Genomic DNA, 15,656 nt, shown 5'->3' with positions numbered 1-15,656 from the left:
TCTTTCTTGGAAGGAGTTTATGTAACTTATGGAGAATTTATTTTAGCTATAAGTTACTCTAACTGCCGCTATAGGGGGAAGACCATGCAAAGAAAGTGGTTTTACCGTCTGCTGTTATCGTACATGCCGTTTTTCGTTTTTGTCGTATTGATTCTCAGCATGGCGTTTTATTACAGATGGAACGTAGAAACAAGAGAACGGATTCAAAATACGAACGATGTTTTTACCGCACATGTGATGAATGTTGTGGATTCCTCGTTTCAAACCATTGAAAATTATATCGTTCAACAAATGTTGACCGATGAGTGGATTAGAAATTATTATAATTCGCATGAACCAACGTCACCATTCGCTGCTTATGAAATTACGCAGAGGTTAAACGAACTGAAAACACTGTTTCCCTTTGCTGGAGACGTGTACGTATATAATAAAGAAAATAATGAAGTGATTACAGATAATTCCATGTTTAAGCTCAATCAATTTGCGGATGCCGATTTTGTGGAGAAAGCCTTTCAAGGTACTCTGGGCAGCAAGTGGACGTCCCCACGCAGTTACAATCAGTTCCTCGGCGAAGCACGTCCAGGTCAAGTGGTCTCACTCGCTAAGCAAATTCCGATTACTTCATCTATACCGAGCGGTGTAGTCGTCATTAATATTCAAGTAGGTTCCCTGAATAGCATGCTGCAGACGATTAAGGCGAACGCCGCCGACTCCATTCATTTAGCGGGGGCGGATGGTGCTTCGTTCTTCGAACGGAATACGCCAGGAAAAAATACGAAGTCGGATACCTGGGGCACTAGCAGCGTGGAATCTCCCTATACGGGGTGGACACTTGAGGTCAAAGTACCTCCGTTAGAGCAGGCGAGCTTGCTTTCTGTCTTTTTTGAAGCGTGGATGCTGCCTGTTCTCGGGTTGATGCTTCTCGGTATTTTATTTTTAACGTACATTACTCATAGAAACTATAAGCCGATTGAAGAAATCATGATACGGATTGATCGTTATACGCTAAAGAGAAGCTTGTCGATGGGCAGAAAAACGGCGCATGACGAATTTCAGTTCATATCTTCTGCCCTGGATAATTTAGTGGAAAATTCACATCAGTACGAAAAGAGATATCAAGAGGATCTATCGATTCGCAAAAAATATTGGTTCTATGAGCTTCTGGAAGGAAATTTCTCTTTGAGTCCCGACGAATGGATGTTAGAGGCTGATCAATTGAAGCTCCCTGAGACATTTGAGTCGTCCATCGTTATGATTGTCGAAATCGATAATTATCAAGATTTTCGCAGCAGCTACTCCATTAGGGATCAGAAGCTGTTAAAGTTTGTGATTCATGGGGTGATACAAGAAATAGCGCAAGCTGAGCAGGTGCCAATTTGGTTCGAGTGGAAGGAAGCGGACCAGTTGGTTGCAATCCTATACGTCCATCCGGATCAGTCCTATTCCTCCATTGATGCAATCGCTCAAGCTGTGAAAAGTTGGGTTTCATTGAATTTACAGTTTACGGCATCTATTTATGTGGGGACGGAAGCGAATGACGCAGAGGAGATCAGCCATTCGTACCAAGATGCGCTGAGAGCCGGGCAATTCCGGACCGTTCATGGTTATAATAATATTTACTATGCCAGAGAGTCCCAGCAGCATGCTCGCGGTGATTTGTACCGACAGTTGCAATTGGTAAAGTCTTTGGTGAAAGCGGTCAGAGCAGCGGAGCCGGGCTGGCGAGCCGTTCTTGATGACATGTTTGCGGAGATGAAAAATGATCAATTTCCAAGGGAGAAAGTGCTCGATGTCATACAATACATCTTTGATGAACTCGAGAAATTGAAGCAGGATATGCCAGATCGAGGAGAAGGCAACAAGTCGCTGCAGCTTTCAGCAGAGGTGATGTCTGCATTGACGCACTGCGATCTCATCGATGAGATTCAGGAGGGCCTGATCACTTATCTTAATGAGCTAGTTGCATCTATGCAGCAATGGCAAAATACGCAAGATTATCACCGGGTGATCAGTGAGATTAAGTCCTATCTGCTAGAAGCCTATAGTAATCCGGATTTGTCCCTCCATTATTTAAGCGAGAAATTCGAGCTGCCTTCCCGTGTGCTGAGCAAGTTGTTCAAGGCGGAGACTGGTGAGCGCTTCGTCGATTACCTGATTCACATCAGGGTCGAGGAGGCCAAACGCAGGCTGATTCATACTGCCGATTCTGTCCAGTCCATCGCTGAGCATGTGGGGTATCTTCAGGTCATTTCGTTCATTCGGACCTTTAAGAAAAGCGAAGGGGTTACTCCAGGCGAGTTCCGCAAGCTGAATCAGGCCCATTGACAAACATGATTATCGGGGAAAATTGTTTATTGCCTATTGAGTGGAACCGCCCTTCATGCCTAGAAGGGCGGTTTTTACGTCTAAATAACACTTTTGTTTATCGAGGAAAAATGCAAATTGATGCTTCATTGAGCGTTAACGTATAGTGTAAGAGTGCTCAGGAAAGTACCTGCAGGTGATACTGGGGCATCAAGAAAGAAGGAGGTGAGCCTGATTCGCAGCGCCATCTGGAGACGCAATATTCCGTTATATCTCATGTTTGCGCCGATTATTGTTTTTTTTATTACCTTCAAATATGTGCCTATGTTTGGAAGTATTATGGCTTTTAAACATTACAATTTTGGCGATGGTATTTTGCACAGTCCTTGGGTGGGGCTTGAGAACTTCCGTGTGTTATTCAGCACGCCAGCTACCATTCAGATCATTAGAAACACGCTCTTGCTAAGTTTATTAGCGATTTTCATCGGCTTCCCATTTCCCATCCTATTAGCTATCATGCTCAATGAAGTTAGGGCGATGTGGTTTAAAAAGATCGTACAGACGCTTATTTTCTTGCCTCATTTCTTTTCATGGATTATTGTCGCCGGGATTATCGTTACGGTGTTTTCTCAGCAAGCCGGAACGATTAACGTCTTATGGAAGTATCTCTTTGGAGAATCCTACGCGTTTATGTATCATGAAGGGTCATGGCTTTCGATTTTTGTAGGATCTGGCATTTGGAAGGAAGCCGGCTTCAGCGCCATTGTGTATTTAGCAGCACTCAGCTCCATCGATGCAACCTTATATGAAGCTGCAAGCTTGGACGGGGCGAACAAATGGAAGCAGATTTGGCATGTGACACTGCCAGGTATAAGCTCAACTGTCGTTTTAATGTTTATCTTAGCTATGGGACGCGTTATGGAGGTTGGCTTTGACCAGGTCTTTATGCTGCAGAACTCCACGGTTTCCAATATTTCGGAAGTGATCTCCACGTACATTTACAAGATTGGTTTAATGGGTTCTCAGTTTAGTTTATCGGCGGCTATTGGCTTGTTCGAGTCCTTCGTCAGTCTGATTCTTGTCGTCATCACCAACCGGATTGCACGCAAATTCGGCAATGGATTATGGTGAAGGAGGCTTATCATGCAATTATCTGCAAGTGAACGGAGCATGGTCTTCGTATTTTATGTATGCCTGACGATCGCAGCCCTTGCGTGCTTGTTTCCATTGATCCATATCGTTTCTTTATCAATCAGTGATACGCATGCGGTTGCTTCCGGGTGGGTTTCCTTATACCCGATTGGCTTCTCTTTGCAGTCATACAAACAATTGTTCATGGGAACACCGATTGTGCACGCTTTTCTCAACAGTGTTCAGATAACAGGTGTCGGGGTCGTGCTCAGCATGGCATTCACGATTCTGGCAGCCTATCCGCTAACACGCACCTATTTTTATGGACGCAAATTGTATACGTTTGCAATTGTGTTTACGCTGCTTTTTGGCGGAGGACTCATTCCTACGTATCTAACAGTCAAAGAGTTAGGTTTACTAAATACGTATTGGGCGCTCTGGCTCCCAGGATTGGTCAGTACCTTTAACCTGTTAGTACTCAGATCTTTCATGGAAAATATCCCGAGTGAGCTCGATGACGCAGCACGCATAGACGGATGCGGAGATTGGAAGTATTTAACCAAAATTGTGCTTCCGCTGTCCATGCCCGTTTTGACGACCCTCGCGCTATTCTATGGGGTGGGTTACTGGAATTCTTTCTTTAATGTCCTGATTTATATGAATGAAACAACGAAATACAATTTATCGGTATTGGTTCAACAAATGATTCAGAGTCAGACGATGCTTGCCCAAATGAACAGTTCAGATGCAGCGGATCAAATTCGGCTGACACCGGAAGAAATCAATTCGGCTGCGATCATTGTCATGGTAGTGCCGATAATGATCGTGTATCCGTTCTTGCAAAAGCATTTTGTGAAAGGCGTTATGATTGGTGCCATTAAAGGATAATTCAATTTCACGCAGAGGGGTATGGGGGCAATGAAAACTTGGAAAAAAAGAGCAGTAACGACGGCCACTTTGACATTAGCTTGTGGATGTCTACTGGTTGCATGTTCGAATAACAGCAGCAAGAAAGAAGGGGAAACTCCAGCAGCGACCCAGAAGAAAGGGAACATTTCTGTAACCATTTATGACCGTGGCAACATTCCGCAAGGGATGGGGACGATCGACAACAATCGATGGACGAAATGGTTGAATGAAACAGGGCCGGCAACAGCTAAATATGTGCCGATTCCACGAGGCGAATCTGTTCAGAAGCTGAACATTTTGTTCGCATCCGGCAATGCCCCTGACGTTATCGAAGAATTTGACGCGAACTTCAGGGATCAACTTGTTCAGCAGAAACAGATTATGCCAGTTGATGAATTGATTCAGAAATACAGTACGACGTATAAGGATTTAATGCAGAAATACCCGGAACTTAAGAAAGCCAGTACGAAATCAGACGGCAAACAGTACGAATTCGGGCGTGTACAGAAATTAACCGGCTTCCAGGCTTTGTTCATTCGTGAGGACTGGTTAAAGAAGCTGGGATTGAAAGAGCCGGAAACCGTAGAGGACTTGTTTAAAGTAGCTCAAGCATTTACTGAGAATGACCCGGATGGCAATGGTCAAAAGGATACCTACGGGATTGCGCTTAGCGGTGAAACGGGCGGTTCAATTAGCACCATGTTCCAGGATGTCTCATGGGTTGTAGAGGGCGGCAAGCTCGTCCACGATTGGGAAAGAGCCAAAGCAGCAGTAACGTTCAAGAAGCGGTTATTTGATGCTGGGCTGGCGGACAAAGACTTCTTGACAGATAAAAATGGTCAGAAAGCGCTGCAGGATTGGATTAACGGAAAAACGGGCATTTTTGTCGGTCGTACCGTAGATCCGCTTAACTATTCAACCTACTACGAACCGCTGAAAAAAAATGTACCTAGTGCAGAGGTGAAGGCCATTAAGCTGCCGAAATCCTCCTATGGCCGTTTCGCCGTTGGCGTGAACAATCCGGTGCAGATGACAACAGTTGTCAATGCGAAAGCGAAAGACCCGGAAGCTGTGATGAAATATATTGATTTCATGGCGTCGAAATCAACAGGGGAAATGCTTCGCTACGGTACACCAGAGGTAGACTCAGCGAAGAATGCGAATGGCTGTTATGTACCTAAAGATATTCAGCAGTTCAGCAAAGAAGTTTCGTGGAATAATGACTTCCAGCTTTTGCTTCAGCAGATTGAAATGGAACCGTGTGCCAGCGTTGCAAGTCAACTCGATGCGAGCCAACCGCTGCAGAAAGATTTCATCGAGCTTATTAAGCAAAATAATGAAGCGAATCTAAGCTCTGATGTGCAGTATGCCCCAATTACCTATGGTGAGCATATGCCGGCACTGCCAGAGGACCTCAAAGTTGTGAACACGAATGTTTCCAAGATTTCGGATTTCTACAGTAAAGCGATCGTTTCTGGTTCATCCTATGGTGTTGATCAAGCTTTCACGGATGCCAAAGATATGTGGCAGAAATCAGGGGGAGCGAAGCTAGAAGAGTTCTATTTGAAATGGTATGACGAGAAAAAAGATACGGCATTTTTGGCCAAAGATATGTGGAAATTCATCAAAAACTAAGGGGTGAAAGCATTGAAATTCGCAGATTTGACAGCAGGTATCCCATACGCCAAGGATCCCGCGGTAGTTCGTTATCAAGGAAGGTATCTGTTGTATTATTCCAGAGGTCCATTCATTGACGGTCGTTGGGGAATCGGCATAGCGGAGAGTACGGATTTGGAGAATTGGGCCAAAATCGGGGAAGTTCCCATAGAACAAGCGTGTGAAGCGAAAGGTATTTGTGCTCCTGGGGCGATTGTGCTTCAAGAACGTGTTCATTTGTTCTACCAGACATATGGAAACTTCCCTAAAGATGCCATCTGTCACGCTGTATCGGAAGACGGTCAGACATTCACGAAGAATCAGGCGAATCCGATCTTCGCGCCTAGCGGAGATTGGAACAACGGCCGAGCGATTGATGCGGATGTTCTTGTGCATGATCATCAATTATGGCTATACTTCGCCACACGCGATCCGAAGGGCGACATCCAGATGCAGGGCGTTGCGACGGCACCACTGGAATCCGATTACGGTAGAGATTCCTGGACACAAAGGTGTACAGAATCTATTTTGAAACCGGAGCTGGATTGGGAAGGGAAATGCATTGAGGCTGCTGCGATGCACAAGCGGGATGGCAAGCTCTACATGTTCTATGCGGGCGCATATAATAATGAGCCTCAACAAATTGGTTGTGCAATCAGCCAAGATGGCATTCGGTGGGAGCGGATGTTCCAGCAACCCCTTCTTCCGAGTGGACAGCCTGGAAGCTGGAATGAAAGTGAATCAGGGCATCCCTTTTTCTTCGAAGATGAGGATGGTCGAACGTATCTGTTCTTTCAAGGGAATAACGACAGAGGCAAAACGTGGTATCTCTCCAAAGTAGAAATTGGCTGGGCAGAGGGCATTCCTTACTTAGTGGAATAAGCAGCTTGAAGTTCCAGCTTCCGTATGATATCTATGACCCGAGCGCGGGGCTCTTCATGAGCTCCGCGCTTTGTGCGGCTATCAAGGGGAGGGGACTTTAGTTTGTTGGGATCGTTTCATCTTAAGCCGGACGTTCCCTATTATCCAGAGCAGCAGCGGGATAGCGACTAGGAAAATAGGAAATACGACATTTTTCCAGAAGAGCGGTAGCTTCTCTTGGGATTCGTTCACACTTCGTGGGTACAATGCGATGGTAAATACGATCACTCCGACCACCCAAAGAATTTTTCGCCAATTCCGAATTGATACCAATTGAGCCGTTCCGTAGCTGGTCATGAACATGTAGAGGCATAATTTGATGAAAATGCTAAAGATCGTTCCTACAACCATCAATATATCAAGGTTTTGGATAAATTCCATGATGGATATGTATTGAATGACCGAATATACGGGGTATTGAAGTTTCGCCGGAACGGTATTATCCAGTATCATTAATACATTGAGAACACCATACATAAGGACGATGCAGGTAACTCCCACGCCCCATAAACTGGAGGATAACGCCTTTTTCTTATCTGCAAGAAAGGCAACCAGCATGACGGTGAGGAATGATTCGCTCAGAAATGAAGCCGGCGATTCGCCTCCTTTGAACACAGCTATCCACCCCTCAGTTGGAAGCAGGGGAAGCAGTCTCGATGGCCGTAAATTTGGAATGCTTAGGAGCATAATCAAGACGATGCTCAAGAGTAAGAAAGGCCCGATGAGTTCACTGCAACGGCCAACGATATGCAGGCCTCCGTGCACCGCATAGATCACGACTAACACCATACACACAACAAGGACCCATAGCGGAGTTGCCGAGAATAAAGTCATATGGACAAAATCCGCGTATTGACGGAGGATGAAGCCAGCGTGGACAATCCACAGAAGCAGATAAGCAAAGACAATGGTCTTGCCCAACCATTTACCTACAATTCTAGGGACATATGTAACGAATGTCTCCTCTGGATAGAGAAGGCTTAGTTTGACTGCGATCAAGGTAACCAGCACAGACGCGGCACCAGCCAAGCACATCGCGAGTGGTGCTCCTTGTTTGGCATCCTTGAACATCGGCGCAATTGTAAGCAAGTAAGTCAACCCTATCTCTGTCGAGAACAACAACCAAAACAATTGATATTTCGTAAGCTTCATATCAAGCTCCTTGCGGTTTATTGGATATTGGGAGGAGGCCCTTGAAGCCCAATTTGCTTGATTTTCACATGGGAGTGAACGGTAATTTTTGCATTGGAAAAGGCTTGCTCCCATTGGGAATTCAGTTCTTCCCACTTTTCTGGATGCTGCCTGCTGACTGCTTTTCCGAAATGAAAAACATCAACTTTGAATTGCTTCTGCGCTTTCTGAATAACGTCCAAAATGGCAGTTTCGACATGGTTGTTTAACTCTGTTTCGTAGGTCAGCAGATGATCATCGTTTCGAAGATCCAATGCTGTATTGCTTTCCTGAACGATAGCGTTGCCTTTCAAGTTGACATCGATTTCAACTCTCCCGTCATCGACTTCCGTGAGCACTTTGCATGTCGTTCGTTGGACTTCGACACTGAATGTTCCTTTTTGGTTCGACATGCTTACTGAGATCGGCATGCGTTTCGTTTCACCAACGACCCATAACCGGTAAGCGGATTCCATAGCATTGTAATAGCCAGCTAACTGCTGTTTACGGTTAAGAACTGCACGGCCGTATACATGCAGCGTTTTTTTGCGGAGTTTCGAATCATAAATGATTTCAACGGCAGGAAGTGTTGGACCACTTCCTTCAACGTTTTCCTCGATTAATATCTCCAGTACGGAGTTACCAACTCTCTTGCCGATTATTTCTCTTAGTTTAGACAGAGCTATAGCAGGCATTTTCTCAAGTGGAAAGGACATTTGCATAAACTCGAGGGCGGTCGTCCCTTTTACGACCCAGATATCCGATCGAAATCGGCTGTCGGGATCTCGGGTTACTGAATCTAGTAAATTCGAGATGCCGGACATCGCCATCTTTTCTCCGATGTAGATGTTATGGCGATGTCCACGGGTTATTCTTCTTGACAATTTTAACTGCATATCGAAGAGCCCATCGAACGCATCTTTGCCAATTCCCGTCTCAATAAAGTAGGATTGTTTCTCACCGCTGCTGGATTCTCCGGATTTCGTTGGAATCATGAACTGGCCGATCATCAATACTTTTTCGTCTTCGAGTTGGTCGACCCCAGAACCCAATTCGAATAAGCGGTCATTCAATTCACGGCGATCCCAGCATCCGCTTAACGGAAATATAAGAAGAATGACGGCTAGCAAGCGAAGTCGTTTAATCAGCATTTTACCTCCTTGAATGCTTTCCAATAACGGATGCTTTAAGAGAAGCCAATTTCCACCAAGGAGCGCGGATGAGAACGTCTTTGATTTTGTCAGGCTGAAAAGGAGCGATTGGGGATAGAAAGGGAACACCGAACGACTCCAACTTGGTCATGTGGACTAAGAGAACGAGCGTCCCCATGGCGATTCCAAACAAACCAAGAGCTCCTGAAATAAGAAGAAGCGGAAACCGAAGCATACGAAAAGCAATCCCCATGTTGTAACGGGGAATGGCAAAAGACGCGATCCCGGTTAACGAGACGATGATGACCATCGGCGCTGAAACGATTCCGGCCGTGACTGCTGCTTCACCGATAACAAGGGCACCGACGATACTGACGGCGGAACCAATGGCTTTCGGCAGACGAATTCCCGCCTCGCGCAAGCCTTCAAACAGAAATTCCATTAAAAGTGCTTCGATAACGCCTGGAAATGGGACCCCTTCGCGAGCGGAAGTGATACTCAACAAAAAGTTCGTCGGGAGTAGTTGCGGGTGAAAGGTCGTAATCGCCACATACAACGAAGGCAGGTACAAGGAAACAGAGAACAAGATAAACCTTGTCCATCTGATCAGTGTAGCAAATAGAAACCGTTCATAATAATCTTCGACGGCTTGGAATGCCGTCCAGAATGTCATCGGAACGAGCAGCGCTTGAGGCGTTCCGTCGGTCATAATAGCGACTTTCCCTTCCATCAGATTAGCGGCAACAACATCCGGACGCTCGGTATTCATGATTTGAGGGAAAGGGCTGAAAGATTTGTCCTCGATGAATTCTTCGATATAGCCGGAATCCAGAACGAGATCAATTCGGATGTTGGATATTCGTTGTTTAACGAGCTCTACCAAATCCGTTCGTGCATGCCCTTCCATGTAAGCGATGACCACTTTCGTCTTGGAAAACGTGCCAAGTACGACAGAATCGAGCTTTAGTTTAGGCGTTTGAATTCTTCGACGTATGAGCGATGTGTTGATTATTAGTGTCTCGGTAAAGCTCTCTCTTGGTCCGCGAATGGCCATCTCAGAGGCTGGCTCTTCCACTCCCCGATGCTCCCAACCAGACATGTCCAATAGCATCGCTTCCGCTTCGCCATCGACGAATACGACCAAATAAGCTTGCAAAACCGATTCAACGATTTCTTGCAAGCCACTTTCGTAGCGGATGGGTCGAACCACCGCAAAATGCTCTTTTAAGATCGGATAGTCGAGCGTTTCGCTGTCTTTGTGGGTTTTCTCCAACAACCAGGATTGAAACAAGGGTGATTTGAATGCATTCTTATCGATCATTCCGTCGACGTATACCATAAGAATCCCACATTTATCTGACAATACAACCCGTTGAAAGGCGATATCGAAGCAATGCTCGAATAGTTGCCGAAGCAAGGTTTCATTTTCGTCCAGGTTGGTGCTGATCGTTTCTTGGGGATAGGACATTGGATTCTGCGAGGATATCATGATCCAAGCTCCTTTAATTTTTCCCTATTATCCACCAAATATTGGTTTATTATTCAAGTCTCTTGAATGACAAAACAAGACACCTAATCAAATTTGTCAAAATGATCAGCTGTCTTATTTGGGTTATGGTGTGAGAATTCAGGTTGAATCAAGTGAGTGAAGAAGAAACTCGCTCCAGTAGGATGAAGTGGGAAGAAGACAATTCGGGATGGCGCTGCTGAATGATTTCTGTGATTTTATAATCACCGTGCTTGGCTAAATAAGACATAATATCCCGGTCTAGAATAGTAGGTACCTCCTGTGGCTCTAATCCTGTTGTAATTTTGGTATATAAGACGACCCAACGGTTCGAGCTTTGGAATAGATCGTTGAGAGTTGAGCAGAAATCCTGCTCATCCGTAATATGGTAGAGCACATCCAAACAAACAACGAGATCTGCCCTGAAAAATCCGCGGTTAATCAGGTAGCCAGGTGTATAGAGCATGAAGCTTTTGTTCCTGTCATCCTTATAGAGCTCCTTGCACAAGTTTATGGAGGATTGTGCGACATCCAAACCCAAGTAATGGGCATAATTCATGGTCTGCAGTTGATTGCCGTCACCGCACCCAAACTCGATGACGGTGGTGATCGCATGCTTCTGAATCATATCATTGATAATTTGAGATTTGAATTCAGCCAATAAGCCGTAGGAGCCGCTGCCAGAAGTGCCGCCTAAGCTGTAATTCTGGTTCCAAAAGTCAATATAATCAAAACTCATCCCGATTCCCCCTTAAGGCAATACGCTTTTCTTCAGGACAGCACGAAAACAATACAAGCCACCCCATAAATCGGTGTGAAGCGCATTAGGAGGAAGTTCGAAGTTTGTCTCAGAGAGGAAATTCAGACCAGAATTGTGGACGATGCTTTGAAACATTCCTAAGTCAACGGTTGGATAGTCAAGCGTAATAATCAGGGTTCCATCGTCTTTTAAGGTTCTTCTGAATTCCTCCAAGCTCAGCCGCATATCGTCAGGTTTTAAGTGTTCAAGCACCGAAATACAGAAGATTTTATCAAAAAAATCATTCGCATAAGGAAGTTTCGTCAGGCTTGCTTGACTTAGAATTGTTTCCGTGTAATTTCCCTTGCTTACAATTTCTGCTGCTTCTTCATTGATCTCCGAACGGATGGACGCTATTAAGCTTTGCATGGATACCATTCGAGCATCCCAATCACAAGCATACGCTTGCTTGCATCTACGACCAAGTACAAATTTGAACGGATGGGGGAGACCGCAAGCAGCATCCAAAGCGATGTCGGTTTCTTCGATAAAAGAAGCGCACCAAGTGTACTCATAAGGTCGGCTCCACCAAGTCTCAGGTAAATGGTAAAGAAACTCTTGCTCCATGGGATCAGACTGAATAAAAAAGCGGGATTGGAGTAGGGAATCAGGCATGATGAAAGACCTCCTTTTTCCTCAAGCACTTACTACTGCAATGTCATATTTATGCAAAATTGAATGGCGTTAGAAGGTCTTATGCCTGGTTAAATGGCTCTGGCCGCAGTCGTTTGTGTTTTCGCTGATCCACCAATAAGCGTTCCATATAAGACTGGACGTATGCCTTTTGCGAGTTGGACCAAGCAGGGTGAGCGAGATTGCGTGTCTCGAGTGGATCCTCGGTTAAATTGTACAATTCGTATTCTTCAGGAACTGGAACCGTTTTGCATGTAACATGACTCGTTGATGGATTGGAATCTGCACACAAATCCCCAAATAATTGAATCGTGACATCGCGTACACCTGGATCACTCCAGAACTGTTTATTATCAAAGTAGCGAGTAAATTTCCATGTCTGAACTGGTCGTCCCTGCGGCCCTGGTAGATCGGCGATAACGGTTTCGATGTGGTTAGGCTGAATAACAGCATTGTAAGATTGCCCTAATGGATTAAATTGATGTTGGCCACGTGTGATCTCGTCATCTGTCATGAAATAAATCGGCTCCTTCGTGTAGGTGGTTCCACCGCTCGTATCGCGATGAAGTAAGATCGGCGTCAAATCACGGCCAACGAAGGGGCGAACTTCACTGAAGCTGCTTTTCAGCTGGTTTTGAAGGGAAGGAATATCTATACTCGCAAGTCCAAGCATCGTAGGAAGCAAGTCGACATGGGAAGTTAGCTCTGAGAAATTTTGCCTATGAGGGAAGAGGCGCTTATTGTGAATGAGGAAAGGTACATGCAGAACTTCTTCATAGGCGCAGTACATTTTCTGCCGCAAATGGCCGTGGGCACCCAGCAGATCTCCGTGATCTGAAGTGAAAATGACGATCGTATCATCGTTGAAAGATGAACGACTCAGGGCATCTAAGACTTTCGAAATTTGCTGGTCAGCATTTTTTTGCAATTGATAATACAGCTTGCGATAAAAAGGCTCATTGACGATTGGCTGCAAGGCTAACGGATACGTATCCCTGTAGCTGGCCTGACACCTTGGCTTCGTATCTAACGATTCATGAATCGTTGGCGGGGCAGGGACTTCCGGCATTGGATCAACCTGGAAACGGAACATGTTGGGTAGACTGGCGCTGAGCAATCCATATAGGGTAATATCGTGCGGGTTCACGAAGGAGGCGACAATGAGCCATGGCTTCGCATCAGAGTCGGAGCTTCTCTGATGGTCGAGAGCTTCAATCAGCTTCACAGTCTCAGCACCATACGTGACATCCCTGCCGCTCATGCCTGTAGCTGACGATGAAGCGGAATTATGAGGATTGCGGCCATGTGGTTCAGGCCCGATCCAAGAGGAAAAGCCGAAGGGGTCCAGCGGATCTGCGGACAAATAAAGCTGTTCCCGCGTTGAATCCGGCACACCTGTAGCTGGATCATAGCTGGGCATATCATTATGCGTGCCTGGCACCAAAATATCCTCGTACGAGATATGCCATTTTCCTTTGTAATAGGTTTGGTATCCTGCCTCGCGGAAGTAATTGCCCATCGTTGGTACCGTATGCGGCGGCAACCAGAACATATCCGAATCAAAGGCATCCTTCGCAATACCGTTCGTTTGTGAAACACCATGAAGCGAGGGGTAATGACCGGTAAACATCGTAGTTCGGCTCGGACAGCAGGCAGCGCTGCCGATGTAATGACGGTGGAGTTCCATGCTATTCGCGCGCAACCGTTCGTGGGCAGGGAGATTTGTGGTCCGCCAAGCGCGAATCTCAGGGCTTTCGTAGACCGGAGGATACCGCTCTTCATCGACGACAACCAGGAGGAAGTTCGGCTTTTTTATCATATATGCACCCCCAAATTAACCTAATCTAAAGCTAGTTGTATGCGATGAAGGCGCTGCGCATGCTGAATACGATAGGGACGCTTGTTTCGACAAAAGGATTTATTTAGGAAAAAAATGTATTGACTACAGGAAAATAATGGTTTAATCTTTTGTTGACTGACTTAGTCAATCAAATATAGTCGTTGAGGTGAATCCTATGAATGTTATTCAAAAAGAAGGCAAAGCGATCGTGATCGGAAGCAGCATGACAGGTTTAATGACAGCAAGAGTGCTCTCATCGTATTATGAAGAGGTCATCCTTATCGATAAGGACGAATTTCCAAAGCGTCCCGCAGATCGGAATGGCGCTCCGCACGGTTTTCATCCCCATAGGTTCACACAGCGTGGTAAAATGATTACAGAGCAGCTTTTTCCTGGCTATGAGGATGAATTGGTGGCGCTTGGATCACCAAGCTCGCTTAATAAAACGGTTCATATGATGAATCAATATGGAACCGTGTCCGCACCTTACCCAAGGAACGATATTAAGTTCAGCCGTGCCGTGCTGGAATGGGTCATACGTGGGCGTGTAACGAAAATTCCCAATGTACGAGTGCTTGCGGAGCATGATGTCACTACGCTGCATACGACTCCGGATCATACGGCTGTTACAGGCGTTCAAGTCCGTGCTCGGGGTATAGGCGTGAAGCATGATTATATGGCGGATCTTGTGGTTGATGCTAGTGGCCGCTCCTCCAAATTGACACAATGGCTGAAGGAGTTTGGATATGATGTCCCTCGCCCTGATCGGATGAAAGCAGCTATAGGATACAGTACACGCCGGTATAACGTTCCAGCTCATATGAAGCAGCTGATTGAGAAATGGGATGTGATCAACATCATGGGCCAACCGGTGAACGGAACATTCACGGGGGTATTCTCTTTTATTGAGAACCAGGTGGCAGAAGTGTTGCTGTATCGACCAGGTGGGAATTATCCACCAACGGATGCCGATGCGTTCGAACAGGAGGTCGCGCAGCTTCCTACTCCAATGATTGCAGAAATCCTGTGTGAGCTCGAACCCATCGCTCCGCCGAAGGGGTTTCGTGTACCTGAGCTATATCGTCACCATTATGATTCAATGGAAAAATGGCCGGAGGGATTGTTAGTGTTAGGAGATGCCTACTGCATCTATGACCCCATTTTCGGTCAAGGGATGACAGTTGCTGCCATAGAAGTGGATCTACTGAACACCATGCTGCAGGAACGACAAAATAACCCTGTGCCGCATTTCGAGCAAAAGGTTCTGCGTGAAATTCAAGAAAAAGCGATAACACCTGCTTGGTGGTTAAATTGTGCGGCGGATTTGCAGTGGGACGGCGTCGAATATGAGGCGGGCTCAGAACCCCTCAAGGGAGTTGCTTTTGGCAGCAGGTACATGAATTTGATCTTGAGAGAGGGAACGGCGAATCATAACTTCAAACTTTTCGGTTTGTACTGGGGTGTTAATTCGTTATCCTTACCTCTGATTGAATTGTTTCATCCCCAGATGGTCAAATCGGTACTTGAGTCATCGGAGGAAGGACTGCAATTACTCGCAGATCTGCTGAAAGAATACGACCTTCCATTAGAAGAAGCATTGATCAGATTGATTCCAGGTTAGGAGTGAGGGATGTT

Annotated in this window: 12 protein-coding genes; 6 read left to right on the top strand and 6 right to left on the bottom strand. The window is 45.8% G+C overall.

Features of this window, described 5'->3' with window-relative positions:
- The first annotated feature begins 84 nt into the window (after window positions 1–84).
- The 5 genes from GQF01_RS04305 (at window position 85) to GQF01_RS04285 (ending at window position 6,882) form a co-directional block, all read left to right on the top strand.
- Window positions 85–2,325 carry a helix-turn-helix domain-containing protein gene (locus GQF01_RS04305; protein ID WP_161405635.1) on the top strand — a complete coding sequence of 747 codons (2,241 nt, stop codon included), beginning with the start codon at window positions 85–87 and terminating at the stop codon, window positions 2,323–2,325.
- A 204-nt stretch (window positions 2,326–2,529) separates the two neighbouring features.
- Window positions 2,530–3,435, top strand: coding sequence for an ABC transporter permease (locus tag GQF01_RS04300; protein WP_161405634.1), 906 nt, complete (start codon window positions 2,530–2,532; stop codon window positions 3,433–3,435).
- A 12-nt stretch (window positions 3,436–3,447) separates the two neighbouring features.
- Entirely contained in the window at window positions 3,448–4,323 is an 876-nt protein-coding gene (locus tag GQF01_RS04295) for a carbohydrate ABC transporter permease (protein WP_161405633.1), read from the top strand.
- Between the two features lie 30 nt (window positions 4,324–4,353).
- On the top strand, window positions 4,354–5,979 hold the full coding sequence (locus tag GQF01_RS04290; RefSeq protein ID WP_161405632.1) for an extracellular solute-binding protein: 1,626 nt from the start codon (window positions 4,354–4,356) through the stop codon (window positions 5,977–5,979).
- Between the two features lie 3 nt (window positions 5,980–5,982).
- Complete coding sequence (locus GQF01_RS04285; RefSeq protein ID WP_328803392.1) at window positions 5,983–6,882, top strand: family 43 glycosylhydrolase; 900 nt, start codon at window positions 5,983–5,985, stop codon at window positions 6,880–6,882.
- 81 nt (window positions 6,883–6,963) lie between these two features.
- On the opposite strand, the gene GQF01_RS04280 is transcribed toward GQF01_RS04285, so the two are convergent.
- The 6 genes from GQF01_RS04280 to GQF01_RS04255 all read right to left on the bottom strand — a co-directional run bounded on the left by GQF01_RS04280 (window position 6,964) and on the right by GQF01_RS04255 (window position 14,000).
- Complete coding sequence (locus GQF01_RS04280; RefSeq protein WP_161405630.1) at window positions 6,964–8,073, bottom strand: GerAB/ArcD/ProY family transporter; 1,110 nt, start codon at window positions 8,071–8,073, stop codon at window positions 6,964–6,966.
- A gap of 17 nt (window positions 8,074–8,090) precedes the next feature.
- Window positions 8,091–9,242, bottom strand: coding sequence for a Ger(x)C family spore germination protein (locus GQF01_RS04275; protein ID WP_161405629.1), 1,152 nt, complete (start codon window positions 9,240–9,242; stop codon window positions 8,091–8,093).
- Between the two features lies 1 nt (window position 9,243).
- Window positions 9,244–10,731 carry a spore germination protein gene (locus GQF01_RS04270; protein ID WP_161405628.1) on the bottom strand — a complete coding sequence of 496 codons (1,488 nt, stop codon included), beginning with the start codon at window positions 10,729–10,731 and terminating at the stop codon, window positions 9,244–9,246.
- 148 nt (window positions 10,732–10,879) lie between these two features.
- Window positions 10,880–11,488, bottom strand: coding sequence for a class I SAM-dependent methyltransferase (locus tag GQF01_RS04265; protein ID WP_161405627.1), 609 nt, complete (start codon window positions 11,486–11,488; stop codon window positions 10,880–10,882).
- A gap of 12 nt (window positions 11,489–11,500) precedes the next feature.
- A complete protein-coding gene (locus GQF01_RS04260; RefSeq protein ID WP_161405626.1) occupies window positions 11,501–12,163 on the bottom strand; it encodes a class I SAM-dependent methyltransferase in 663 nt (220 codons plus the stop codon).
- A gap of 79 nt (window positions 12,164–12,242) precedes the next feature.
- Complete coding sequence (locus GQF01_RS04255; protein ID WP_161405625.1) at window positions 12,243–14,000, bottom strand: sulfatase-like hydrolase/transferase; 1,758 nt, start codon at window positions 13,998–14,000, stop codon at window positions 12,243–12,245.
- Between the two features lie 196 nt (window positions 14,001–14,196).
- On the opposite strand from GQF01_RS04255, the gene GQF01_RS04250 reads away from it, so the two are divergent.
- Window positions 14,197–15,642: an FAD-dependent oxidoreductase gene (locus tag GQF01_RS04250; protein WP_161405624.1), complete on the top strand. Its 1,446-nt coding sequence runs from the start codon at window positions 14,197–14,199 to the stop codon at window positions 15,640–15,642.
- The last annotated feature ends 14 nt before the right edge of the window (window positions 15,643–15,656 follow it).

This window comes from Paenibacillus silvestris (assembly GCF_009882985.1).
Taxonomy (GTDB): Bacteria; Bacillota; Bacilli; order Paenibacillales; family NBRC-103111; genus Paenibacillus_E; species Paenibacillus_E silvestris.
This window is presented reverse-complemented; position numbering and strand designations above follow the sequence as displayed.